The sequence below is a fragment of the Symplocastrum torsivum genome (assembly GCF_059505465.1).
The window spans coordinates 1-24,183 of sequence record NZ_JCACKQ010000064.1 but is presented as its reverse complement, the minus strand read 5'-3'; the positions used below and the strand labels follow the sequence as shown (position 1 = coordinate 24,183).

The following is a 24,183-nucleotide window of genomic DNA, read 5'->3' as shown; positions in this document are numbered from 1 at the left end:
ATTAAACTAATAAGTCTGATGTATTCTTGGGTTTATTATATCTTGTCCAATACTAAATAAACTCCTAGAATCCATCGGCAAATGAGTACTGAACAATCGCCTCCTATGACTACATAGGAGGCGATTTTCATTCTTTGTTAGCGTTTTGGACACTAAAGACTCCAAATAGAATGTGAGCAAAGACTAGAAGTCTCACAATAATATCATATCAGTGTTTCATCGACTAATCGATAAACTGCGGTAAGCGTGAATTGATATCGTTAGCTGCCATCAAAAAATCGGACTCGCTCCCTCTCCAATACAGTCTGGTTTTCACCCAAATGAAGGATTGCTCTGGCTGGACTACTTCTGATGCACCGCCTAGCCAGGTAGGAAGAGATGAACAAGAAGAAGTATGTTTCTGGACTACTTCTGATGCACCGCCTAGCCAGGTAGGAAGAGATGAACAAGAAAAAGTATCTTCCTGGACTACTTCTGATGCACCGCCTAGTCGGGTAGAAAGAGATGGATAAGGAAAAGTATGTTTCTGGACTACTTCTGATGCACCGCCTATTTGGGCAGAAAGGAGTGGACAATGAAAAGTATCTTCCCAAAAATCCTGCCATCTATAGCAAGCATCTCTATATTTATCTGCGTCACTCTTGTACCGCCCTAGCTTGTGTTTCAGCATTAGCTTTTCCCGCTCAGCAGAATCTACCTGTCGCTTCATTTGTTCCAGTTGTGCCTTGAGTTCTTCAATTTCAAGCTTTTGCTCATCGAGTAAGCGTAGCTGGTCATTGATGATGTACCGTTGCTCATTAATAATGTGTCGATGTTCGTCAGCTAGTTGGGCATATTGATTGAGAACCTGCTGTTCCTGGGAAGATTCCCCTCTAGACTCTTTCGATAAATCATCTTGGTAGCTATGATTCGTCAATGATTCACCGGAAGACTCAATGTTTCTATCGATAGACTCGATCTTTGTGGATGAGCGACCGGAAAGTGTAAGAAACTCTCTAATTGTGTTTCTGGGATGTTCTTGGAGAAATCGATGAAGGTCATCCAGTTGAGCCAGTTGATGGAGAGAGAGATAGACATTCCTCCCACTTCTTTTTGTCTTGAGCCTAAGTTGCTTGATTCTATGACTCAAGGTAGATTGAGCAATTCCATACCGTTCTAAAAGAGCAGTGAAGCTTACCGTAAAACCTGTAGCTGTTTCCAATGACATTAGTAAATTGTTGAGCAATATCTATGGATTCATGATAAAACGCTTATCTGCTTTGTCCTCCAGATAACTACTTAGATGAATAACTCAACATCAAATCTCTTCAAAGTCAAACTGATTTAGGTTACTGATCAACTCTTGAAACTGGGAGTATTTTTCTTCTGCATAGCTGTCAGGGTAAACCCTAAGACTTCGCAGAATTTGAAGTAATCAGTCCCCTAATGGAAGCTGTTGATAGCCCTAACGAAGTCGAGCGTTAACCACTCAGCACTTGATACAGGTTGATTAAAAGGTGTGCCGTTAGCCTTGTTGTATTGCCTTGGTGTTTCAGTCATGACCTCATCCCCCGATTAGCTGAAATGTACCGCCACATACCGCCTTACCCCTTCCATGTCTCTCAGCGCCAGCGACTCTGCAACAGATCTTACGGTAGGCGGCAAAGCCTTGAGCTGTGTATCAAAGCTGGGGAAGTTGGGGACGGGAGTACGAGCGCTCCCTACGTTGTAAACGCTTGGTGTCTCACTCATCCTTCACCCTCTTTCTTTCCCCTGCCTTTTCCGCCGCTGCTGGGCTTTTGCTGTGGTGTAGAGGGTTGTTTTTGCTGCTCTCTAATGTCGAGAGCATCTGTGATGAGCCGTCCGACGATATAGCTCACAGATCTATCCTCCTCACCTGCCCATTCTTCTAGCCTCTCCTTTACCTCCTGAGGGACATACACACTAATCAGAGATTTGTCTCTAGCCATCAATATTTCATCCACTATTCCCCCTCATTATCCTTTCAGTACGTTAAGTCAAGTAAAAATCAAGTAAGGTACTGTTCATTTCATTACATTACTGTTAGTATGACAGGCATAGACGCTAAACGGACAGAGGCAAGCGTAAAACGCACACAAGCGGATACCAGTATTAAACGGTTGCGAACTCTTCAATCAAGCGCCTTAAGTCCAGAAACCACAGGGCATCTAGCCAAATTTTGAACCATGAAAACCGAACAGATGCAGACGCTTAACGGATACTTGAATCCGCTGAACTACGGATATATGTATCCTCAAAATTCCCCGATACGTCCCTGCGTGGTCTTTGATGGTGGAAACAGGTTTATCAAGTGGATTGACCCGCAAAACAACGTCAAAATCATCCCTTCGTGCGTCAAAGAGGTGTCGGAATACCAGTGGAAGCGCTTACGCCCAGACCCGGAAACAGTGCTTTTAGAAGTCGATGGCAAGCGGTATGCCGTTGGGAAATTGGCTCAAGACTTAGGAGGCGAACCAACCTTTCAGAAGGACAAGTGCGAACTAGCAGAAATTCTGGCATTAGTTGCAATCGAGCCTAATCAAGGTTTCAGCAACGTCCACATTGCGAAGTTTGCGATCGCATTACCAAATAGCCTCAATGATGACGACGTGACGGCTGTTAAACGGCTTGAGAATTACCCCTTGACCAAGGAATTCAAGCGCAATGGTCAACACATCTGCTACACAGTTGCAGAAGTTGAGCCAATAGATGAAACCTTACCAGCGTTCAACTACGCCAAGTCTCAGGGTTTCTTCAGTTTTCCGGAACATAAGAATGCCGTATGGGATGTCGGAGGTGGGACTTCCATTGCTCGAATCTACCTTCCAAACGGCACCCTGATTCACGAAGCTGAAGTGATTTTGCCAGGAACTAAGGCATTAGCCCAACAAGTAGCCGTGGAGATGAAAGAGGTGTTCAACCTCGACTTTAGCCCGAATCTGGCAGACATCATGGACGCAATCCAAAAGGGTGATTGCATTTATGGAACTGACCGTCTTAACTTCTTGGACATCTACCAAAATGCTTGTGACAAGTGGGTTGAATCAGCGAGAGCTGAAATCCGCTCCAAATGGGTTAATCACTTGCCACAACTGGGAGAAGTTCTTGTCGTTGGTGGTAGTGCCAACCTTGCCGCGCCAATTTGTGAAGCATCAGGCGACCGATTCAAGATTGCACCCGAACCCCAACTGTTCAACATTGTTGCCATGGCGCATTTAGCCGGGGGGACTAATGGCTAATCAAACGCGGATTGTACTCGATCAAGACGATAGACCCAAAGCAGAGCAAATCCTAGAAGCGACAGGAATCAAAACCTTTAGCCAGTTGTTCAGCATCTTTTTAATCAACTACGGCGACCATCTGGTGAGTGCACTCAAAGGCACCCCCAGCCCTGTGCCACCGCCAGTGACTATACCACCTCAGGCGCAGACACAAGCGCCAAAGCAGTTACCCACCATTAAACCCTCTGTTGCACCTGTACAGGTGCAACAGTTCAGGTCAATGAGTTTTTAGGAGTATCGCGTGAACCCAAACCTGATGCAACTAGAACGCGCCTTGGCTGATATTCGTCTTAGTCCAGAACCAATGGACGAACGGACAGAGGAGTTGAAACAGCACTACGAAACTGTTCTCACACTCCTCGAATCGGAATTCCTGGGCGCATTGATAAGTGGCGATTGGAGCGAGTTTGACCAATTTGTCAACGACTTCAAACAAGATGACCACAAAGAGTTTGATGCCAGCACCAAAGATTTGACCCGTCCAGGTGCTGGCTCTTCCAAAACGACCAACTAAACGAATCGTCAGGATAACACTAATGGTAAAACCCATTGGCTACTACGTCGGGGGACTTCCCGGCACTCAAGACGCTCAGATTCTGGCTGAAATAGAAGATCGCTACGGCGCTCAACTGCAAGCCCTGACACATGATGACCGAGCCGCGTGTCTAATTATGCTCATCGAATCAGCCACCCAAACCCCTCAAGCAATTGTCCAAGATTCTTTCGATGAAGAGGGTAACGGCTGGGGGCTGTGGCAGCTAACACAACACCTAACCCCTAGCTCCAAGCTGAATCTGTGCGTTGCCCTAATCAACCAACTGGTATGTGGAGGGTACTAATCATGGAACGTTCGCAGTATTACTTATTACTCTCCCAGATCTGCCAGTTTCTGGAAAACGACAACACCGAAGCAACTTTCAGCTTCATTGACAACGGCGAGACACTGGAAATGCCAGATACGCTATTGACTCAATGCCGAGAATCGGCAACCTGGAATCAACTGGAAGCCCAGTTTCTCCAAGCCGGAGGAAACATTAGTGTAAGCAACACTCAAGAAATAGATTGGAGCGATTGGGCTTTAGAGGAGTGGCTGGTATGAGCGACCTCAAGCAAGCCTTCCAATCTCAACTGATAGCCGCAGGCGTACCCGTTAATCAAGCCACAGCAGCGGCAGAAGCCCTAGCCCGTCAAAGTGCAGGTGAACTTCCCGTGCCTCTACCCCCAGATAGTGCAGAACAAGCCGCTGTCACCAGTGCTTGGCATTGGATAAACGCCAAGAAGCGGGGGGATGAGAAATGAAAATCTCAGCCACCTACTTAATCGCCGCTCAGTTCGCCGCCTTGGGATTGGGTTATGTCCTACGAGCGCCTGAGTTACAAGCCACAGCCGAGCGGCAGACGACTATCCGTAACGAGCTTACTGAATCAGCCTTCGAGCATCAAGAAGCCCTCTCTAGGGCGCAAACCTGCATCCCCTTGATGAGTGAAATGCCAATTACCGATGGCACGGCGGCTTATTTCTCCTCAGTCGAAGGAGGACGAATCGTGATTCACAAGAACCGTCCCATGCCCAGTGGCACAACAGTCTGCGATGCCTTTGGAATTACCGGAGTTGTCACTCTAGATGCGGAAGGCACCCCGTTTGTCACCAACCTGCGTCGGATGCCACCAGAGCAGATGCAGCAGATTCTCACTTCTCGTGGTGTCATGCCGACTCAAGCCATACACCCCTTTGCCAACATACCCAATTCCCCTAAGTCTCCCAAGTAATCAAGATGTCAAAATTTGCGACCAACAACACCCAGCCAACTCAACAACCCCAACTGATTATTCCCCCAAGCGCACGCCGGGACGTAGACTTCGACGAAGAGAAAGTACCCGTCTCTCAACGCCTGGGAGACTTCAGCGATAAAACCTTCGGGTTCATCTTTAACCCAAACACGATCAAATTCGGTATTCTTCTGTTTGCCGGATTCTGCATTGCCATCAACCTCGCAGGTTACTACGACCTCGTGAACCAGGTTTTCACCACACGCCTAGATGAACTGGGCAGAACCCTACCCGTAGAAGCCCCCATCGGCGACCGCATCATGAATTCAATTGTTCGCCTACCGTTTTTGGGGACAGCGATTGTCTGGCTGGACAAACTCACAGGCGGACTGGTTGCCTTGTTCGGAGCGATCGCATTTTGCTTCATGATTCAGGGCTTAGAAATAGCCGGACGCTTCCACCTGTATTTCCCCGATTCAGCCGAGAACCTGCTCTACAAGCAGAATCGCAAGCACTATGAAGCGCCTGGTAACCACCCCGCTGCCAAAAAGGCTTACAAACTAGCGACGAGTGAAACACTCTCAATTCTGCGTTGGTTAGCCCTAGCCGGATATGTCGCCTACGTGGTTGACGCTTACGCGATGCACCTATCTCGCCCCTGGTTAGACCATCTCAGTAATCCGCTGTGGATAAACATCATTTGGAACGGGCTAGCAGTTGCTGGGGTTGAATTAGCAATGATTTTGCACCGAGGTTACAAGGCAGTCACGCTCTCAAATGCCGAGAAGGCAGACAAGGACAGACTCTACTAACGACTAACCACTAATCACCAATTCGAGAGGGGTGTCAAGAGGCACCCCTAAGTGTAGGAGAGAATCATGCAGGAACTAACAAGCAACCTAGAGCCAGGGAATCCAGACGGACACACCGTATTGAGATATTTAGTCGAAGCCAAGCAAATGCCCTTAGAAGTCGCGATTGAGCGAGTCTACAAGGCAGTGGGTAAGTATGCGGCTGAGTATCGTTCCGACCAAAACAAGCTCATTACAGGGATAGTAGTCACCGGGATTCTCGGACTGCCCGTATTCTTTCCCTTCGGTGTGCCATCTCTCTTAGTCGCTGGAGCAATCGGTGCCTCGGCAGTAAGCTGGCAAGAACTCGGAACAATGCGCGATCGCCTGAAACCGGAATATCTCTGCCTAAAAAACTCAGTTTTACTTGAGCAATTCATCAAGTGGTTAGCCGAGGAAATCAAAAAACGTAGAGGACACGGCATAGATGCGCCAACCACGTTTCAGGCTGATGCGATTACTACAGCAAACATCCTTAGCGCCTATGAACATACTGTATTTTCTGTGGCGCAAGGCGAACATCTAGAGAATAACGCCTCTGACCCAATCTTGGCTCTATTTGTCGTCAAACTACGGCAAAGTACCAATCAGCTACCGAGTTGGGTGATGGAGGCATTCTGCCATTTGGAGCAGGCGGAAGCGCAACGTAGCACTCATCTAGAGGCAGCTTACGGGTACATGTTTGGGAATTTATCTCAGTCTCCAGTGGGGCAGAACACGCGCCTAGGTGCCGTTGAGGTGACAGCACAAAATATGGAGGGTGAGAATCGCCTGGGAAAACACCAACAGAACTAAGCCCTCAGGTGGCAATGCCCCAGTTACCACCAACTCCCGTCGATATCGCTTCAGAAATGGCGAAAGTCCTCAAATCAACTATCATTGCCGCTTGCCCCAGAGTTGGCAAAGGAGTCGTCGTCTCAAAAGCGATCGCTTTTCTTCAACAACTCTACCCTGACCTGGAAATCTGGTTGATTGACCCCAAGGATGAACCATCGGAACTGCATTACTGGCTAGCCATCGACCCAGATAAGCGTTGCCATTTTGATTTACGACCTTATGACGCAGACATCGAGAAAGCCACGCAGACGTTTGAAGCCTTCTTAATCCGCTTCAACGGTTCAGCTTCCTCTCGTAAGCTTCTGATTATCGATGAGTTTGTGATGCTCAACCAGAAGTGCGATAGCTCCTTCATGACTCGTCTGAAGGACTTTCTCGTTGGTATTTGCTCATCGGGGGAGCTATCGCCTGACCAAGCACTGGGGCGCTTTGTCTGGGTGATTACTCAGTCGCCATTCACCAAAGACTTAGGCTTCAAGACGAGGGCAGCGATTTCCACCTTTCAGCGAGTCTTCCTGCTGAACACGGCATCCATCCAACTGTATGCGATCGCCTTGTCTGCTGGATTCATTCCTAATCAACCGGAAAAAGAAATCATTGAGATGCTATCGGTAACGGGAAGAGTGTTTTATTATTCTCGCTCAAACTCCTGGCATCCTGTTCCTAATTACGAACTAGCATTGCCACCTCAAACTCAAACTCAATCCTCAACTCTAACTATTGAGCTTGTTCAATCTTCAGGAGAGAGTGAACAAGTCGTAGACGAAACGGTTAATGATTTAAAAGTCTCGGATGATTTAGGAGAGCCATTAAAAACCATCTGGCTCTATGCCAAGAAGAAAGGGGAAGTGATTAAAGCCTCTGAGGTTCAACGGGATAATAGTACGCTTAAATCGGTTCCGACTAAGAAGATACGCCAGTACTTTGGACTACTTTTTGATTTAGGTTATGGAGAGCTTGAGGGAGAGGGCGACCGACTTGGCTTCCGTGCCTACTAGAGGAGACATCTATAGGTGTAGATGCACGTAGATACGTCATCTAGAGCCATCTACACCTGGTCATCTCTACCCCATCTATTGTCTTGTCCTCGTTCATCTATACTTTCATCTACACTTGTCTGTTATCACAATAAGGGGGATTCTTAGTCTAGATAGATAGCAAGTTTAAAAGTTTTTGCTTTTGTTACTCGTTCCACAGACTCAATCTATTTAGCTAATTTTTGTTCTAGTTCCTCAATGCGTTTCTGAGCTTTCTCTAGTTTCCGCTCTGCTTTCACCTTCTGATTCCAGCACTCCTGAAAGTTGGCATCTCGCCCTAGAAGAATCTGTTTAAGATGAGCGCATTCTTCACAGTAAGGAACGCTATCCTTTCCTGACACAGCTTTGGTAATAACGTCTCGAAGCCATCCTGATGGATTAGGAAGTGAGCGCACGAATTCATCAATGTCCACTTCAACTTTTACGCACAAAGGCTTTTTGGCAAGTGGCTGCTTAGTCACTGAGGGGAAAGGGGTCAAGTTTTTGGGATTAGCCATTGCTTTCTCACGGTATACCGTGTATAGTCTAGCCATAGAGGTGATTGATTCGCTACATAAACCGCCTCTCGCGACCGCCACAGATTTTTGAGAATTTAAAACAATGCAAGACTTTCTGTTCGCTGCACTTTTGTTTGTCTGCTATTTCGTTTTTGCCTGCTATTTTTTCAGTCCCGGTAAGCCTCAACAGGCAGAGCAAATGGCTTCTATCCTGCCAGAAAAAGCGATGGCTTCTCCAACTTCAGAAATGTTGGTGAGACAAGCCTCTCTAGGTGATGCTTGGTCAAGTGAGCTGCCGAGTACAATGGCTGAAGCCTTGAGTAGTAAGTTTGATCCAGAGCCAGAGTGGGAAATCTCTACGCCGGAGACACAGGTACAAGAGCCACAACCGGACATAAGTGCAAGAGCGTTGGATGTAATCGACAAGCTTGGTAAACGAGAAGCGCGACGGCTTTGTTCGCCTCTAGGAATTCAACAGAAGTGCAATGGTGTGGAACTAACAACTGAGTTGATGGTTGCCAGCATTCGGCGTGAATTCAAGACAAACCCGGAGCATGTGATTGAAGTAATCTGTAAACGGTTACCTGAACTGTTGTCAGCCCCACGACGGGTTGACCAGAAGCAGGCTAGCTAGCCGCATCACTCATCACGACTACTGTGTTCCCTACCCTGCTTATCCACAGCGGGGTTTTTTGTTATCGCACTTGTGTCAAAGGCTCTCCAAGACAAATCCTGACATCGGTTCTCCCCGGTTGGTGAGTCCCTTTTTTCGGTGGTACTTGATGATGCTTTCTCCGGCGAACCAATCCAGAGCAGTCCTGACAAAGAACCAGCCTTTTTCTGGTGTTGGCTCTAGGGCAACGGGCGTTACTTTGCCAGCAGAATCAACCAAATTGTGTGTTGGTTCAAAGTCGCCGCGTTCTGGTGGTCGGGTGTCGCCATCAAGACGTTTTTTGCGAGGGCTGCACTTGAGGCAATACTTCGGTGGGTTTCCGGGATAGACATCACGGGTGGTCACCTGGTTGCATTTTGCACAGGTAAAAGTGAGAGGCTTAGTGTGAACCGTTCTGGCGTGCGCTCTGACGACGAAGGTTTTGCTGGGCATGGATGAGAGGCGGGATTTCTCTTAACAATATTCATTACAGGGTTTTTGCTCAATCCCAGGCTTGAGGTGAGCGCACGATACACATCAACTCTTACGCCTTCTCCAAGCATTAAATGATGTAGTTGCTGCCAACATCAGCACTACTCTCAAGACAATCTTGAGACTCACTCGTTTCCAGTGCACTGTGGCTAACTGTTCTTTCATTCTCTACATCCAATTGCATTAGGTTTAGTGTAACCAGCTCTAAAAAGTGAGGAATAGGAAAGAGGCAAGCGCCTGCCTTAAGTGCAACCTAGGTCGTCAGATAACGTTTGCCAAACTGTAGTAACAATTTTGTTACTACAACCAAGGCATAGGGTCTCATGTGTACAACGTCCCAAAAAGATAGGAAGTCGGGGTTTTAGTGACACAGATTAAGTGACGAGTTGTTGGTACAGATTTTCAGCCCGAAAGGGCTAGTTAGGAGCCAGGTAGAGACCGTCCAAAAAAAGGGTCGTTTTTTTGGACACCACTAACCCTTTTTGACAGGTTGTATTTACTTGATGAGTTTTATGACGCTGCTACCGCCTCTCTCCCAGCAACCCAGTAGACGTGTAGTGTTTTGGCAAAAAGGGAAGTTTTTGCAGTAAATCGTCGTCAACGCTGTAGCTTTTCCCACGCTAATGACACACTCCCAATCAACACAACAAAGAAATTGTGTTATGTTGGTTAACACAACACAGAAGTTGTGTCATGATACCAGCATTTAACTCTGACGGAAACTTGCCTCCAGGAGTGCATTGGGCTACCTGGCAAGAGTTTGCGGCTCGATTTGGAACAACACCACACCGACAGCAACTTCTCAAGGGATTGAAGTCCGCCCTAGATTCACTGTCAAAGGCAGGTTGCCGGACGGTTTACATAGATGGCAGCTTCGTCACGAAAAAGGAGAACCCTAATGACTTTGATGGCTGCTGGGAATTAACGGGCGTTGACCCATCCCTTCTCGACCCCATTCTCCTTTTGTTAAACGACAAACGTGTAGCCCAAAAGGCTAAGTACAAAGGAGAACTCTTTCCGGCATCTTGGACAGCAGATGGTGTTGGAAAAACATATCTTGATTTTTTTCAGATTGATAGGAATGGGAACCCGAAAGGCATTGTTGCTATAGATTTGGGAGGGTCGCAGCCATGATTAAAAACGAGCGGCAGTACCGTGTAACGCAAGCTCAGGCAAAAAAAATTGAGCAAGCATTGGCACAGTTGGTAGAAAATTCAGGTAAGAGTGAGGAAGTGCATCCACTCCTATGGAAAGCTCAGCAAGATGGCTTACAGAGTCAGCTTAGTGAGCTTCATGAGGAGCTTGAGGAGTATGAAGCCCTCAAGTCTGGTCAGCGTGAAGTACTTGAACTTAATTCATTGGAGGAACTTCCATCTGCTTTGATTAAGGGACGCATTGCTTCTGGGTTAAGTCAGAAGGAACTGGCTGAGCGACTTGGACTCAAAGAGCAGCAGATACAGCGTTATGAAGCTACAGACTATGGGTCTGTAGGCTTCGCAAGAATACTAGAGATAATTCAGGCGCTTGGTATTAATGTACGAGAAGATGTGTTCTTGCCTAGTTCTAAAGTTTCACTGAACACTTTGTTTAGTCGGTTAAGACAAATTGGGATTGAGCGCGATTTTATTATCAAAAGATTTCTTCCTCAATCTGCTGGGGAGAATCTACAAATAGATGATGTATCTGAAGAGCAAGCAGGTAGCCTAGCTCTGCGAACAGCAGCACTTTTGAACCGAGTATTCGGCTTAACATCCACTGCCATTTTTAGCTCCAGCCCACTACAGCTAAATACAGCAGCAGTAGGAATGGCTCGCTTCAAAGTAACCAAACGAGCTGATGAGACTCGCTTAAGCGTCTACACTCTTTACGCGCACTTCTTAGCACTTCTCATACTTGATGCCACATCAAACCTGCCAAAGAAGCCAATTCCTACTAATCCCAATGAAGTTCGAGAAGCGATTCTGTCCACTTACGGCTCTCTAACCTTTAAACACGCGCTGCACTACGTATGGAGTTTAGGAGTGCCAGTCCTACCCCTGAATGATTCGGGTGCATTTCATGGTGCTTTCTGGCGTGTGGAAGGTCGTAACGTCATAGTTCTCAAGCAGCAGACAAAGTCGGTAGCACGTTGGCTTTCTGATCTTCTCCACGAACTTTGGCACGCAGCTCAAGAGCCAGAACTGAATGAACGCACTGTAATTGAAGATAGCGAGACAGCGCAGGAGCGACGGGAGTCCCAAGAAGAGAGAACAGCAACTCGATTTTCGGGACATATCGTACTCGCTGGTCGTGCTGAGGAGTTAGTCAAGTTATGTGAGGAGGAGGCTGGAGGAAGTATCGAGCGGTTGAAAAGAGTTGTTCCCCTAGTCGCAGCTAGAGAAAATGTATCAGTTGCTTCACTTGCAAACTACATGGCGTTTCGTCTGTCATTGCAGGGCGAGAACTGGTGGGGAGCGGCATCCAACTTGCAAGCAGAGGATACAGACTATACAGATCCTTGGCAGACTGCACGGGACTATCTCCTAGAACGAGCGCACTTCGGACAACTTAATGAAGTTGATCGAAATCTTTTGTTGCAAGCTCTGTCTGAAGATTGAACACTAACAAAGTGTGATGAGTTCTTAAATTTAAAAATCATGTCAACGGATTGGAATGCAGAAGAAGAACTGAAACCTTTAAGGCTCTCTTGTAAGAGTACAGATTGCAGTAACAACTTACATTGTTTTTGGCAAAAGAAAACTCGCAAAATCAAAGCGGCTCATCCATTTGGCAAATGCCGGGAGTGTGGAGCAGAACTGGTTGATTGGGAGCGAGTTCACAAACGTGACTTCAATGATGTCAAGCATACTTTCGAGTCTCTCAAGTATGAAAAGATTCGGCACGATTTTTGGCACAAAGAGATCGACCAGTATGCTGTCAATCATGCTCTTAAGAAGGGTAGGATCGACCTGCATAAAGCTGCAATTCATAGACTGAGAAAGTACGTTGGCAAAGTGCCTAAAATGCTAGATGGCAAAAAGCCTCGATATGGAGATGGTCAGCAAACTCCATATTCCGGTAACAGTATCTACTATGCTCAGCACGCTACAGCCTCGTGCTGCCGTAACTGCATTGAGTACTGGCATAACATTCCTCAAGACAGAGATTTAACAGAGGACGAAATTGCGTACCTAGCTGACTTGGTCATGTTGTACATAGAAGAGAAGCTACCGCAATTGACAGACCAAGCACAGAAGGTCTCACGGATACGGCGTCAACCCCCAGAAAATTCGTCTACTGAGTAGTAGGGGAGGTAATAGTTTCAATGGCAATCAACACAGAAGCCTTATCAACTCGTTATCGCTCAGCATCAGTTGATCTAAGTAGCAAGCGTCTCTTAATCACAAACTTTCGGAACACTGAGCAGGAGAAGGATTTGAGTGAACCTCCTAACTGTGGTGGCATCGGGCGTATCCGACACTTCCGACGCAATTTCGGCGGGTCTGGTTGGCCACCAAACCCTTTACCTATCGACCCAGCTTGCAAGGTGCTTGGTCTGCCATCAATAGATATGATTCGGGCGCAGATTTTCCAAAATGCTGCTTGCAACTGGCGTTGTTGGTATTGTTATGTTCCCTTTGAGTTGCTCAACGCCAACCCTGATTACTCAGACTGGTTAAGTCCTGTCACTCTTATTGATCGTTATCTCGACCAGCCTGACCCGCCACCCATAATCGATCTAACAGGTGGTCAGCCAGATCTTGTTCCCGAATGGGTACCTTGGATGATGGCTGAACTCAGAAACCGTGGACTTGAACACCAAGCCTATCTTTGGTCAGACGATAATCTCAGTAACGACTACTTCTGGCGATTTCTTTCTGACACGGACATTGAACTTGTAGCTACATATGCCAACTACGGTCGCGTTTGCTGCTTCAAGGGTTTTAACGCCGAGTCGTTTGCGTTTAACACTCGTGCGGAGCCAGCTCTGTTTGACCAGCAATTTGAGCTGATGAGAAAGCTTTTGACGTTAGGCATCGACTTGTATGCCTACGCCACGTTTACAGCACCATCGCGAATTGGAATAGCAGACGATATGCGTCGCTTCGTTGACCGTCTCCAAATGCTTGATGAAAACTTGCCACTGCGGACAGTTCCGCTCCAGATTCAGGAATTCACGCCAGTCAAGGAACGTCTGAACCATGCCACTTCTGAAGCATTGCAGAATCAACAGATTGCAATTGAAGCTTGGCTTCAAGAGCTAGAGCACCGATATTCCAGTGAAGAACGAGCCTGCAACATTGCCGATATAGCTCTTTGTGGAAGCAGATAACTATGAAAATAACTCAAACTGAAGCACAGATGTTTGAAGATTCTGTTGACGGCTGGGTGCTTGATGCGATCGCCTATGGTGTCACTACATTTGAGCAATTAGTGACCTCGCTGCCTGGTGTGTATCCATCTATTGCTCTTAGCTCTCTCCGACGGCTTGCATCTGTACAGAGAATTCCCACAGAAGTCATGGAAGAACTGGTCAAACCAGCGAAGAGTCAATCTGAGTCTCCAACTCGTTTATATCATCAGATTTCCTTGCCTGTTCCCCATCCTCTTGATTACGATTGGCGGTTTAGTGATGCAGCGATTGAAACTTTGTTGAATGAGTGCAAGGAACTGACTCGTTGTAATAGTACAATTGCACTAATTGGTACCCCTAGCTTACTTCGGATGGGCATTGAACAGTCTTACCCACGCCAGCTAGTATTGCTTGAAGCCAGCTCGACGATAACAGCGAGTCTCACTCAAGCCGTACCCAAAGCGCAGGTAGTGCGGTGCGACGTAATCAAGGAGCCACTACCGAAACTTCTGGCAGAGGTTGTTGTCCTCGATCCACCGTGGTATCCAGAGCATATTCAATCCTTTCTCTGGACAGCTTGCCAACTCTGTAAAATCGGTGGATATGTCTTAATCAGTATGCCTCCCTTTGGTACCAGACCTGGTATTGAGCGGGAATGGATGAATACGCTGGACTGGGCGCAGAAAATCGGTCTTACCCTGATCCGGTTGGATAAGATGGCTCTGCCTTATGTCACACCTTTATTTGAACTCAACGTACTCAAGGCAGAAGGACTTCACACAGTTCCTAGAGAATGGCGACGTGGCAATCTAGCAGTGTTCTCGCGTAGCCATCAGACTGAAGTCCCACGCCCAGCCGCCCTACCACAAGAAGACGAATGGATTGAGGAAGTGCTGCTTGGTGTGAGGTTGCGTATCCGGCAGCCAAATCTATCAGGCTTTGTAGATCCCTCTCTGATAGCCGTTGTACCCGGAGATGTGCTTCAATCAGTGAGCCGGAGAGATTCGCGCCGTAGGTTGGCTGATGTTTGGACTTCTGGGAACCGCATCTTTGCTTGTCAGGGGCGGGGTGTGCTTCAACTCATACTGCGGGCTGTGGCAATGGGACGATTACCTTACGAAGCAGTAGCTTTAGCTCTGAAGCGCCCATTAAGTACTAAAGAAACCGAACTGGTTTCCCACGCAACAAATCAGATCATAAACCTTGTTAGTACAGAGCAAAAGGAGAATTTAGTCTTTGGGGAACAGCGGAACAATACAAACCTCTCTCTTGCCGCTGGTTGATGAACTACAGTCAGCTGTGCAGGGCGATCCTTTCTGGGAAAATTATCTGAAGCAGTTGACATCACCTGCATCAGCTTCCTTCACGCTTCACTTAGCCATCTTGGTAGAGCCATATCTCCAATTTATTTTAGATGGGAAGAAAACAGTAGAGTCAAGGTTTTCCACACGTCGTTTTGCTCCCTACAACCGTGTAGATAAAGGTGACATTGTGTTGTTGAAACAATCTAGTGGTCCCATTGTTGGGATATGTCAGGTTGCTTATGCTTGGTTTTATCAGTTAGACCCTGAAACGTGGCGAACTATTAGGGAAGAGTTTGCGGCAGCTCTATGTGCACAAGATCCTAATTTTTGGAAGGAGCGTGAGGCGGCATTGTTTGCTACCCTAATGCGAATCCGACACGTAAAGTCTATAGAACCCATCAAATTTGCTAAACGCGATCGCCGAGGTTGGGTAGTTCTGCACGAAAGTTCTGGTCAACTACAACTTGATCTTGGGAATTTATGAAACCAATTGTTCTCGGCTTTGCTGGCAGTATTGCCAGTGGCAAATCAACACTTTCCAGTAAAGTTGCTGAAGCTCTGCACTGGCCGCGTGTCAGTTTTGGAGATTATGTTAGGTCTGTCGCTCGGCTTAGAGGATTCCCAGAGTTGCGGGAAGTCTTACAGGAAGTTGGTGCCGAACTGGTAGAAGATGATGTAGAGCAATTTTGCTGTGCCGTATTGGCTCAAGTCAATTGGCAACCGGGACAACCACTGATAATCGATGGCATCCGTCATGTAGAAGTTCTCACGGCATTACGTCAACTGGTTGCCCCGATGGAACTGTATCTCATTTTCATAGTGGTTGATGAATCTGTACGAGCAGTTCGGCTACTTGAGAGAGGAAAGAGCAATCCTACGAGTTATCAGCTTCTAGAACTGAACTCTACGGAATACCAGGTGAAAGGTTACTTAAAAGATCTGGCTGACCTGGTTGTTGATAGCACTTACTCAATCGAAGAGGTGATGAAGGAAGTTACTAGCTGCCTTCAATCACAATGTGCTAAAAACTAAGAAACCATGTTTTCCACTGGAAGCAGAGATTAATTATGGGTCACCAGAAGATGCGATGGGATCAATTACTCTGTGATGAGCGTCAAGGACATGAGCAACATCCTGGTGAAACGCAACGAAATCGTAATCAATTTGAGCGCGATTTTGACAGAATTATTTTTTCAGAATCTTTGAGAAGGCTCAAAGATAAAACGCAAGTTTTTCCAGTTACAGATAACGATCACGTTCATAATCGCTTGACACATAGTTTAGAGGTTTCTTGCATAGGTAGATCCTTGGGGCGACTTGTGGGAGTCGAAATTATTAATAAACATAAAGATGGATATTTGAAAGAATTAATTGACAATGGGCTAAATGAAGCAAGCTTTGGCGCACTTGTTCAAGCAGCCTGCCTTGCTCATGATATAGGTAATCCCCCTTTTGGTCACTCGGGTGAAAATGCTATACAATCATGGTTCTATTCAGAAACAGGAAAACAGCATTTGGAGACAATGAGTGATGGAGAAAAAGAGGATTTAGAATGGTTTGAAGGGAATGCTCAAGGATTTAGAATTCTTACAACATCCGAGCGACAAACTGGACGAAAAAGTTTACAGTTAACTTTTGCTACTCTTGCCACTTTTACTAAATATCCTAGAGAATCGCTAATCAAAGATAAAAATTTCTTAAAACAGCAAAAAAGAGAAAGTGTTAAATATGACGAATCTAGAGTGAACAAGTATGGATTTTTCCAATCTGAGAAAAAGATTTTTAAAGAAGTTGCAGAAAAGACAGGGCTTATTCCACTTGGAAATAATGATTCAGCTTGGTGGTGTAGACATCCACTAGCTTTCCTGGTAGAAGCAGCTGACGATATCTGTTATCGAATTATGGATCTTGAGGATGGCTTTAATATGGGCCATATAGATTATCAAATGACAAAAGAACTGCTGCTTAATATTGCCGGGAGCAAATACGAAAAAGATTTAAAAAGTGGAAATAGCCAATCTGAAAGGCGAGAAGATATAAGATTTCTACGTGGAAAAGCTATTAATAAACTGATAGATGTAACTGCAAACACGTTTATTGAAAATGAAGAAGGGTTATTGACGGGTGAATTTGACAAGCCTTTATTACACCTCGTTGAGAATAAAATTAATGAAATCAAAAAAGAAATAAAAGCAAAAGTTTATAACTGTCAGGAAGTTCTCTCAATAGAAATAGCAGGATATGATGTCATTTCTGCTTTGTTAGATGAATTCATGACAGCAATTAATGATGATATTAGTTCAAGAGATACAAGAAATAAGAAAGGTGAAAAAGTTAATAAATTATTGCCTGACAAATTCTTTGAAGAACAGCTTGGTAATAAGAGATATTTGAACGCTTTGAAGGTTATTGATTATATCGCCGGAATGACGGATTCTTATGCTGTAACATTATTTAGGCAAATTAAAGGTATTTCCTTACCTCGCAGATAAAGATGCAAAGGGTAATTGCTCCTCCCTGAGCATGAGCGTAATTTTGCTCCAAGTTTTGGCAGTACGAACATCCTTGCTATCAGGCGTAAAAGTAGCATTGGTGCAACCAAATGCCATGCAATAGCTAAATCCCATGCCCAGTAAGATTCCATCCAAAAAAGGCGTGTCGTCATCCCGCCACTTCCCGACATCTGTTGGCTCAATCGGGCTATTTTACATTTTGCATACACGTATATCAGCCAATCCCTTAAAGTAGCGGAGTAGGTACAAAGTTGTACCGCACAGCAGCCACTTCTCTGAAATAGGTATTAGCGCCTCAAAACACCAAAGTCGCGACGCTCATCAGCACCCATAAAGTTCAGGACGATTTAGAGGTTTGAGTAGCAATCGTGCAAAAACTTACGCTAAGGTTGAAAACCTCCACAATTAGTTGTAGTGCGTAGAGTTTAAAGCGATTCTATATAATAAAAAATTAAGCCCTAGTTTAATATGCGCTTCATTTTTGCCGCCTTAAGCCAACTGGGAAATTCATTTAGAAGTCTTTCATATAGTTGTTCGTCAGTGATTTTTCCTAGATCATCTACATGAAAAAAGTCAGCGTTATCAACAGACCGACCACTCATTGTATCTAGTCTTTCCAGAATTCCATAGCTAGAACCAGCCAATCCAACAAATTGCCAAAATATAGGATATTTGGCTGCATCAACCATAGCTTTTTTTATTCCTTGCTCATCAATAACACCTCCATCGCTAAGAAATACAACAAATGTAGGCAGCTTACTAGGCTTTTCCTGAGTGTATTTTTTTATTACATCTCGTATGACAGGAGGTTCATTGTTTCCGCCACCTAATTCCAGCATGAGAGAGGGCATTTTAAAAAGCAATAAAGCCTTCTTCATTCCCCCGCATTCTTTTTGGATGTATCCATCGACATTTGCTTCTCTTACAGATTCTGTTCTTTTGAATTTTGAGCCGAAAAACCAAACATCTAATGTGCCATCATCATCTAGTCTACTAGCCACTGGAACTATTCTTTCAAGAAACGCTTGTACTGCACCAGAACCATATTGACGCATCATAGAACCAGAAATATCTAAAACCAAAGCGACTCTTGCTACAACATTATCAATATCTTTCTTTTTAAGAACAATATCTACTTTTGTTTTTAGAAGATTAATGTCTGCTCTTTTTGTTATATCAATAGGCTGCGGTTTTGGATTTTGATCGTGAGTTATTAACGGACTCTCTACTTTAGGTTTTTGTTTCTCTTCTTCCTCTTTCGTCTCAACATTATACTTATCTACAAAAGTTTGTAATCCAGCATTATAACCTTGTCCGACCGCCTGAAACCTCCAGCCTCCGTCCTTTTTATACAACCGACCAAACTCTAAAGCCGTCTCTTGAGAAAAAGCCTCTTTTAAATCGTACCGAGCCAACTCGCTTCCCGTTTCCTGATTAGAAAGTTTGATAAAGGCATTTTTTATTTGGCTGAAATTCTGATTTTTTTCCTGTCCTTCGTGGATGGTGACAACAAAAACTATTTCCTGAATTGCAGAATTTACCTGGGTCAATTCTATATGAATCGTCTCATCATCTCCTTCGCCTTGACCCGTTTTGTTATCTCCTGAGTGTGTCAAAGAACCATCCAGTGATTTTAGATTATTGTAGAATACAAAGTACTTTTCATCAGGAACTCTGCCATCTTTATTTAACATGAACACAGAGGCATCAATATCATAACTTCGTCCTGTATTACTCATCTCCCAACCCAAGCCAATGCTAACCTTCTTTAAATCGGGAGCTTCTTTAGAAAGATTAAACCGATCGCCTTTGATTAATTGAATTCCCATCTTGGATATATCCTTTAGGTATAAGAATCACTAATTAGTTAAGCATCTAATAAAAAAGGGGGGTATTTATCGTTGTCCCCCCCTTTCTATTGATTCAAGCTTCTATTTCTTAGGCTTCGTTAAATAGCCCCTAAGAGGCATACTTGTCTACAAAAGTCTGAAGCCCTGCATTATAGCCCGCTCCAACTGCCTGAAATCTCCACTCACCATCTTTTTTGTAAAGTTTACCGAATTCAATGGCAGTTTCTCGCGAGAAATCCTCATCTAACTCATACTTTGCAACTTGTTTTTCTGTAGCATTGTCATAAATTCTGATGAACGAGTTTCTGACTTGACCAAAGTTTTGCTTTCTTTGCTCTGCTTCATGAATGGTTACAACAAAAATGATTTCTTGAACAGAAGCATCTACTTTGCTCAAATCAATTTCAATTGTCTCATCATCCCCAGAACCCTCTCCAGTTCTGCTATCTCCCTTGTGTTTAACAGAACCATCCGGTGATGTTGAATTATTGTAGAATACTAAATATTTTTCGGTAGGAATTTTTCCATTGGCTCCCAGCATAAATATCGAAGCATCCAAGTCAAAGCCTGAACCTGTATCTGTCTGATTAATATCCCAACCCAAACCAATTCCAGCATTTTTCAAACCGGGTGCTTCTTTGGAGAGATTAATCCGCTCGCCCTTGCTTAGGTTAATAGACATATTTTCTACCTCTTTCTACAAAATGACTTCTATTCGGAGTTAACATTCAGTTGATTTACCCAAGCTTGTAGGGTTCATCCAGGTACTCAGAGAGTAGTTAAGTATAGGATTTCAAAAGTTCTCCTAAACCATTCACGCTAATGCCGTTGCCAACGGCTCCCATTTTCCACTCATCATTATGCTTGTAGATTTCAGCCATAATCATTCCCGTCATACCTGTGTATTCAGCTCCCGATAGGTTATACCGAGCAAGTTCTTGATGATTAGACGTATTGACTAAGCGCACAAAGGCATTTTTAACCTGTCCAAAGTCTTGTTTACGAGAGATAGACTCGTAAATGTTAACCGTAAAGACCAGTTTCGTAATATCCGGTGGTATCCGAGACAAATCAATAAGGATCTGCTCGTCATCTCCATCTCCTGCACCAGTGAGATTATCACCCAAGTGGGTAATTGCTCCTGATGGGTGGCTTAGATTACCGAAATAAACTACGTTGGCTTGGTTAGTCCATTTGTCATTGCTATTCAAGCAAATAACTGACGCATCTAGGTCGCAGTCTTTAGTATTGCTGAAAGCGCCAAAAACACCACCGCCTGCTCGTTTTGATACATCCCAACCCAGTCCACACATGAGCTTTGTAAGACCAGGTGCCTCTTTAGCAAGCGAGATGCGCTGTCCTTTTTGTAGGTTAATTCCCATATATTTTGCCTCTTAGCTGTAGCGCTCAAGTAGTGCTTGTCGGCAGCCCTAATAACCTGCTCCCACTGTATTAAGACACTACTCCCCGTCTTTACGGTAAAGTTCAGCCATAATCAGTGCTGTCTCTAGGAGGTAGTCTTCCACAAGAGTATAGCGGACAGTTTCCTGTTTTGTCTGGGCATTCAGGACACACAAGGCATTTTGTACTTGACCAAAATTCGGATTACGTTGTTGTGCCTCATGAACAGTTTTGTCCTTTTGCCAGTGAAACTGCCATTATTCAGTCTTCTGCTAGTTAATCAGGAGTACACCCTACAAGGTAGACTGCCTCAAAGTTCCCTGCATCCGTAAAATTACCGAAAACGTTTTCCTATGTTTCGCTGGTTTAAAAGACGCTGAAAAATAAAAAGCCTCGCTGTGAGGCGAAGCTTTTGTCATCAGGGTGCATCTACTTACCTTCTTCTTCAAGAGGCTTGTACCCTGCTCAGGAAGAATCCTAGGTTTCAGCTACTTTGCCGTTTTGACAGCACCCCTTGCTTTACACCTAAAAGCAGCTATGCAGGTATAAAGTTGTACCGCACCGCAGCCACTTATCTCAAAAAGGGGATTAGCACCTCAAAAAACCAAAGTAGCGATCGCCTCATCCAAATCCTCATCCAGCACCTCCAGGTACTTTTGCAAAGCCGACAAGGTTTTGTGCCCTGAGATTTTCTGAATTACCTTCAACGGCACACCCCGCTTGTGCATCTGAGTCAGACAGGTGCGGCGAAAGCTGTGAGTGCTGGCGCCTTCGATACGCAGTTCCAGAAACGCCGCCCGTAGAATCTTATCCGCTGAATCCGGGTGAATGTGCCCTCGACCATGACGACCTGGGAACAGGTAAACCTTCTGTGAGGAGTAATTTTCTAATAGCACTCTCAACTCACCTCCCACCGGAATCGAACGAGTCGAGCTTTTTCCTTTAGTGTTGCCTCGACGGATTGTGACACGGGGTCTGATGCTGCCATCTATCGAATAGACATCTTTAGTGTGCAGAGAGCAAGCTTCAGCAATGCGAGCACCCGTGTAGAGACACACCCCGAACAAAGCGCGATCGCGTGCTGTCTTTAAACCCGACTCAAACAAACTTTTTATCTCATCGGGTGCTAAGATTTTGGCTTGGTCATGACGGTCTATTTTCATAACTTAACCTTACACCGACAAATAAAAGTATTCCGGTGTAAACCCCTGTAACCTTGACAACTCGTTGCCTCTTTCCCTCAGACAGCTCGGCTTAACTAGAACTTATCAATTGCTGAACTTTCTGAAATACCTCAAACCCTTATTCTCTCGTTATTAGTATAAATTTTGTTTATCTAATCTGTTATTGCCGCCGCTCCTGCCTTGACCGCAATGCTTTTAGTAACTCATCTCGGTTAGAGCCAGCTTGCTCCAGGAACTGAGCGATCGCCTCTTCTACAATCACCTCTTTATAAGGAGTGCTGCTCTTACCCAGTTCTAGCTGTAGCTGCAAGTGAAACTTGTCTAACTGCTGCAACACGGCTTCACTTAGCTGAAATGTTGCCTTGCGGATTCTTGACTTGTCAGCTTGTTGGCTTAATGACTTGCCAGCTTGTTGACTTGTTGGCTTGTAATCGGGTTGACTGGCTGGCTGGCTCAACTGCTCAAACCCTGCTAAGACTTTATCGGTAGAAGACAAGGGGTCATTCTCATCGTTTAGCCGAGCGCGTCTTTTTGCCACGTCCTTGTTCTCCTATTATTAATTTTGCGATCGCTTTATAGGGAGTCACCAATCTTTGCTCCGACGCATAGTGGTGGATGGGTTCCCCTGCCAGATTGGACTCAGCAAACTTGACTGACTTAGGCACAGGGTCAAAGACTGGGATATCCTTAAATCGTTTTTGCAAGGAGGCTAAGACATCCTGAGTCATGATGGTGTTCATCTCTGCCATCGTCGGCAGAACCCCCAGAATCCTCAAACTCGGATTGAGCCGTCGCTGGATACTCTGGATTGTCTCCAGCAGGGAGGCGAGTCCTTTGAGGGCAAAAAACTGGCACTGCACTGGAATTAAAACGGCATCGGCTGCCGATAAAGCGTTGATTGTCAGCAGTCCCAAGCTGGGTGGGCAGTCAATCAGAATGTGTTGAAACTGAGCGAGAGCTGGCTCTAGTCGTTCCTTGAGGATAAGAAAGTTGCCCACCTTTGCTAGAAGCTCAGTTTCCCCTTTGGCAAGAGTTATGTCAGCCGGGAGTAAGCTGAGTCCAGATTGGGTGGGGATAACTGCCTCCAGAACCTCCGCTTGCTCGGTAATCACGTCATAGGTGGTTAACTGACTCTCTTGGACTTCCACACCTAGTCCAATGGTGAGATTGGCTTGGGGGTCTAGGTCGATGACTAGGCAGGAACGGCTCTCGACCAATAACCCACCCAGGCAGATGGTAGACGTGGTCTTGGCTACTCCCCCCTTTTGATTTGCCAGTGCTATAATCATAGATTTTTGGTGTCAGCAAGCTGACTGGTTAACTTGTCAACAAGCCATAAAGTCAGCAATATCATCCTCTAAGGCAACCAACAACGCAATGCTAGTTCAAGCCTCTCCTTTTTACTTTTTACTGTTGAGTGTTAATCCCCTCACACAGAAGCTTATCGCTCTCCTTCACATCGGGGTTAGTCGTCAGATAATCCCGCAGCCAATTGCAACCTCGTGCCAGCAGTTGCTCTAAATTTTCCATCCGCCACAAGCGCACCGTGCCGTCAACTGAACCACTGGCAATCGTTTGACCATCCGGGCTAAAACTGACACTCCAGACAGCGCTCTCATGACCTCGGAAGATCGCTAACTGGTTGCCTTGCCTGTCCCACAAGCGCACCGTGCGGTCATCTGAAGCACTGGCAATCGTTTGACCATCTGGGCTAAAACTGACACTCCAGACAGCGCTCTCATGACCGAGTAAGGGTTGACCAATCGGGTTGCCTTGCCTGTCCCACAAGCGCACCGTGCGGTCAACTGAAGCACTGGCAATCGTTTGACCATCTGGGCTAAAACTGACACTATTGACACGGCTCTGATGACCGAGTAAGGGTTGACCAATCGGGTTGCCTTGCCTGTCCCACAAGCGCACCGTGCCGTCAACTGAAGCACTGGCAATCGTTTGACCATCCGGGCTAACACTGACACTATTGACACGGCTGACACGGCTCTGATGACGTTTGAAGGGTTGACCAATCGGGTTGCCTTGCCTGTCCCACACGCGCACCGTGCCGTCAACTGAAGTACTGGCAATCGTTAGATCATTCGGGCTAAACCTGACACTCCAGACAGCGCTCTCATGACCGAGTAAGGGTTGACCAATCGGGTTGCCTTGCCTGTCCCACAAGCGCACC

At 45.7% G+C, this 24,183-nt stretch carries 31 protein-coding genes and 1 pseudogene; 19 read left to right on the top strand and 13 right to left on the bottom strand.

Annotation, left to right across the window (positions count from 1 at the left end; translation table 11 throughout):
• Positions 1 to 223 precede the first annotated feature (223 nt).
• The 3 genes from AC5JL3_RS19685 to AC5JL3_RS19675 form a co-directional block, all read right to left on the bottom strand.
• Complete coding sequence (locus tag AC5JL3_RS19685) at positions 224 to 1,207, bottom strand: ArsR/SmtB family transcription factor (protein ID WP_496076080.1); 984 nt, start codon at positions 1,205 to 1,207, stop codon at positions 224 to 226.
• Positions 1,208 to 1,554: 347 nt separating this feature from the next.
• Complete coding sequence (locus AC5JL3_RS19680; RefSeq protein ID WP_496076079.1) at positions 1,555 to 1,731, bottom strand: hypothetical protein; 177 nt, start codon at positions 1,729 to 1,731, stop codon at positions 1,555 to 1,557.
• On the bottom strand, positions 1,728 to 1,949 hold the full coding sequence (locus tag AC5JL3_RS19675) for a ribbon-helix-helix domain-containing protein (protein ID WP_496076078.1): 222 nt from the start codon (positions 1,947 to 1,949) through the stop codon (positions 1,728 to 1,730). Before AC5JL3_RS19675 ends, AC5JL3_RS19680 begins: the two co-directional genes overlap by 4 nt.
• 237 nt (positions 1,950 to 2,186) lie before the next feature.
• Between AC5JL3_RS19675 and AC5JL3_RS19670 the strand changes: the two genes are divergently transcribed.
• The 10 genes from AC5JL3_RS19670 to AC5JL3_RS19625 all read left to right on the top strand — a co-directional run bounded on the left by AC5JL3_RS19670 (position 2,187) and on the right by AC5JL3_RS19625 (position 7,736).
• Positions 2,187 to 3,239 (top strand): ParM/StbA family protein, encoded by a 1,053-nt coding sequence (locus AC5JL3_RS19670; RefSeq protein ID WP_496076077.1) that lies wholly within the window; start codon positions 2,187 to 2,189, stop codon positions 3,237 to 3,239.
• Positions 3,232 to 3,513 carry a hypothetical protein gene (locus tag AC5JL3_RS19665; RefSeq protein WP_496076076.1) on the top strand — a complete coding sequence of 94 codons (282 nt, stop codon included), beginning with the start codon at positions 3,232 to 3,234 and terminating at the stop codon, positions 3,511 to 3,513. Before AC5JL3_RS19670 ends, AC5JL3_RS19665 begins: the two co-directional genes overlap by 8 nt.
• A 9-nt stretch (positions 3,514 to 3,522) precedes the next feature.
• Positions 3,523 to 3,795, top strand: a complete 273-nt coding sequence (locus AC5JL3_RS19660; RefSeq protein WP_496076075.1) for a hypothetical protein — start codon at positions 3,523 to 3,525, stop codon at positions 3,793 to 3,795.
• Between the two features lie 22 nt (positions 3,796 to 3,817).
• A complete protein-coding gene (locus AC5JL3_RS19655) occupies positions 3,818 to 4,120 on the top strand; it encodes a hypothetical protein (protein ID WP_496076074.1) in 303 nt (100 codons plus the stop codon).
• 2 nt (positions 4,121 to 4,122) lie between these two features.
• Entirely contained in the window at positions 4,123 to 4,380 is a 258-nt protein-coding gene (locus AC5JL3_RS19650) for a hypothetical protein (protein ID WP_496076073.1), read from the top strand.
• On the top strand, positions 4,377 to 4,580 hold the full coding sequence (locus tag AC5JL3_RS19645) for a hypothetical protein (RefSeq protein ID WP_496076072.1): 204 nt from the start codon (positions 4,377 to 4,379) through the stop codon (positions 4,578 to 4,580). The genes AC5JL3_RS19650 and AC5JL3_RS19645 overlap by 4 nt, the downstream gene beginning before the upstream one ends.
• Positions 4,577 to 5,050 carry a hypothetical protein gene (locus AC5JL3_RS19640; RefSeq protein WP_496076071.1) on the top strand — a complete coding sequence of 158 codons (474 nt, stop codon included), beginning with the start codon at positions 4,577 to 4,579 and terminating at the stop codon, positions 5,048 to 5,050. The genes AC5JL3_RS19645 and AC5JL3_RS19640 overlap by 4 nt, the downstream gene beginning before the upstream one ends.
• A gap of 5 nt (positions 5,051 to 5,055) precedes the next feature.
• Positions 5,056 to 5,862, top strand: a complete 807-nt coding sequence (locus AC5JL3_RS19635) for a hypothetical protein (protein WP_496076070.1) — start codon at positions 5,056 to 5,058, stop codon at positions 5,860 to 5,862.
• A 66-nt stretch (positions 5,863 to 5,928) separates the two neighbouring features.
• On the top strand, positions 5,929 to 6,696 hold the full coding sequence (locus AC5JL3_RS19630) for a hypothetical protein (RefSeq protein ID WP_496076069.1): 768 nt from the start codon (positions 5,929 to 5,931) through the stop codon (positions 6,694 to 6,696).
• Between the two features lie 14 nt (positions 6,697 to 6,710).
• Positions 6,711 to 7,736, top strand: a complete 1,026-nt coding sequence (locus tag AC5JL3_RS19625; protein ID WP_496076068.1) for a hypothetical protein — start codon at positions 6,711 to 6,713, stop codon at positions 7,734 to 7,736.
• A gap of 206 nt (positions 7,737 to 7,942) precedes the next feature.
• Here AC5JL3_RS19625 and AC5JL3_RS19620 read toward each other — a convergent pair whose 3' ends face one another.
• Complete coding sequence (locus tag AC5JL3_RS19620) at positions 7,943 to 8,308, bottom strand: hypothetical protein (RefSeq protein WP_496076067.1); 366 nt, start codon at positions 8,306 to 8,308, stop codon at positions 7,943 to 7,945.
• A 67-nt stretch (positions 8,309 to 8,375) separates the two neighbouring features.
• On the opposite strand from AC5JL3_RS19620, the gene AC5JL3_RS19615 reads away from it, so the two are divergent.
• On the top strand, positions 8,376 to 8,906 hold the full coding sequence (locus AC5JL3_RS19615; protein ID WP_496076066.1) for a hypothetical protein: 531 nt from the start codon (positions 8,376 to 8,378) through the stop codon (positions 8,904 to 8,906).
• 75 nt (positions 8,907 to 8,981) lie between these two features.
• Here the strand turns inward: AC5JL3_RS19615 and AC5JL3_RS19610 are convergent, their stop codons facing one another.
• Complete coding sequence (locus AC5JL3_RS19610) at positions 8,982 to 9,377, bottom strand: hypothetical protein (protein WP_496076065.1); 396 nt, start codon at positions 9,375 to 9,377, stop codon at positions 8,982 to 8,984.
• Between the two features lie 732 nt (positions 9,378 to 10,109).
• On the opposite strand from AC5JL3_RS19610, the gene AC5JL3_RS19605 reads away from it, so the two are divergent.
• Genes AC5JL3_RS19605 through AC5JL3_RS19570 form a run of 8 tightly spaced genes read left to right on the top strand, consistent with a single transcriptional unit; the run spans position 10,110 to position 17,545 of the window.
• A complete protein-coding gene (locus AC5JL3_RS19605; RefSeq protein ID WP_496076064.1) occupies positions 10,110 to 10,550 on the top strand; it encodes a DUF6932 family protein in 441 nt (146 codons plus the stop codon).
• Positions 10,547 to 12,013: a helix-turn-helix domain-containing protein gene (locus AC5JL3_RS19600; RefSeq protein ID WP_496076063.1), complete on the top strand. Its 1,467-nt coding sequence runs from the start codon at positions 10,547 to 10,549 to the stop codon at positions 12,011 to 12,013. Before AC5JL3_RS19605 ends, AC5JL3_RS19600 begins: the two co-directional genes overlap by 4 nt.
• Positions 12,014 to 12,052: 39 nt before the next feature.
• Positions 12,053 to 12,700, top strand: coding sequence for a DUF4186 family protein (locus tag AC5JL3_RS19595; protein WP_496076062.1), 648 nt, complete (start codon positions 12,053 to 12,055; stop codon positions 12,698 to 12,700).
• A gap of 20 nt (positions 12,701 to 12,720) precedes the next feature.
• The gene (locus AC5JL3_RS19590; protein ID WP_496076061.1) at positions 12,721 to 13,728 is read left to right on the top strand and encodes a hypothetical protein; all 1,008 of its coding nucleotides are present in this window, start codon (positions 12,721 to 12,723) and stop codon (positions 13,726 to 13,728) included.
• 2 nt (positions 13,729 to 13,730) lie between these two features.
• The gene (locus AC5JL3_RS19585; protein WP_496076060.1) at positions 13,731 to 15,032 is read left to right on the top strand and encodes a hypothetical protein; all 1,302 of its coding nucleotides are present in this window, start codon (positions 13,731 to 13,733) and stop codon (positions 15,030 to 15,032) included.
• Positions 15,019 to 15,537, top strand: coding sequence for an ASCH domain-containing protein (locus AC5JL3_RS19580; protein ID WP_496076059.1), 519 nt, complete (start codon positions 15,019 to 15,021; stop codon positions 15,535 to 15,537). Before AC5JL3_RS19585 ends, AC5JL3_RS19580 begins: the two co-directional genes overlap by 14 nt.
• On the top strand, positions 15,534 to 16,085 hold the full coding sequence (locus AC5JL3_RS19575; protein WP_496076058.1) for an AAA family ATPase: 552 nt from the start codon (positions 15,534 to 15,536) through the stop codon (positions 16,083 to 16,085). Before AC5JL3_RS19580 ends, AC5JL3_RS19575 begins: the two co-directional genes overlap by 4 nt.
• Positions 16,086 to 16,120: 35 nt before the next feature.
• Complete coding sequence (locus tag AC5JL3_RS19570; protein ID WP_496076057.1) at positions 16,121 to 17,545, top strand: deoxyguanosinetriphosphate triphosphohydrolase; 1,425 nt, start codon at positions 16,121 to 16,123, stop codon at positions 17,543 to 17,545.
• A 479-nt stretch (positions 17,546 to 18,024) separates the two neighbouring features.
• On the opposite strand, the gene AC5JL3_RS19565 is transcribed toward AC5JL3_RS19570, so the two are convergent.
• From AC5JL3_RS19565 to AC5JL3_RS19530, 8 genes and pseudogenes are all read right to left on the bottom strand, one after another.
• Positions 18,025 to 19,395 carry a VWA domain-containing protein gene (locus AC5JL3_RS19565; protein WP_496076056.1) on the bottom strand — a complete coding sequence of 457 codons (1,371 nt, stop codon included), beginning with the start codon at positions 19,393 to 19,395 and terminating at the stop codon, positions 18,025 to 18,027.
• 130 nt (positions 19,396 to 19,525) lie between these two features.
• Entirely contained in the window at positions 19,526 to 20,098 is a 573-nt protein-coding gene (locus tag AC5JL3_RS19560) for a TerD family protein (RefSeq protein WP_496076055.1), read from the bottom strand.
• 97 nt (positions 20,099 to 20,195) lie between these two features.
• Positions 20,196 to 20,798: a TerD family protein gene (locus AC5JL3_RS19555; protein ID WP_496076054.1), complete on the bottom strand. Its 603-nt coding sequence runs from the start codon at positions 20,796 to 20,798 to the stop codon at positions 20,196 to 20,198.
• 78 nt (positions 20,799 to 20,876) lie between these two features.
• Positions 20,877 to 21,035: pseudogene (locus AC5JL3_RS19550) on the bottom strand (TerD family protein); the annotation flags it as partial.
• Between the two features lie 378 nt (positions 21,036 to 21,413).
• The gene (locus tag AC5JL3_RS19545; RefSeq protein WP_496076053.1) at positions 21,414 to 21,980 is read right to left on the bottom strand and encodes a tyrosine-type recombinase/integrase; all 567 of its coding nucleotides are present in this window, start codon (positions 21,978 to 21,980) and stop codon (positions 21,414 to 21,416) included.
• Positions 21,981 to 22,161: 181 nt separating this feature from the next.
• Complete coding sequence (locus tag AC5JL3_RS19540) at positions 22,162 to 22,539, bottom strand: hypothetical protein (RefSeq protein ID WP_496076052.1); 378 nt, start codon at positions 22,537 to 22,539, stop codon at positions 22,162 to 22,164.
• The gene (locus AC5JL3_RS19535) at positions 22,508 to 23,290 is read right to left on the bottom strand and encodes a ParA family protein (protein ID WP_496076051.1); all 783 of its coding nucleotides are present in this window, start codon (positions 23,288 to 23,290) and stop codon (positions 22,508 to 22,510) included. The genes AC5JL3_RS19540 and AC5JL3_RS19535 overlap by 32 nt, the downstream gene beginning before the upstream one ends.
• Positions 23,291 to 23,408: 118 nt before the next feature.
• The coding region (locus AC5JL3_RS19530) for a WD40 repeat domain-containing protein (protein ID WP_496076050.1) at positions 23,409 to 24,183 on the bottom strand (775 nt) is incomplete at its 5' end.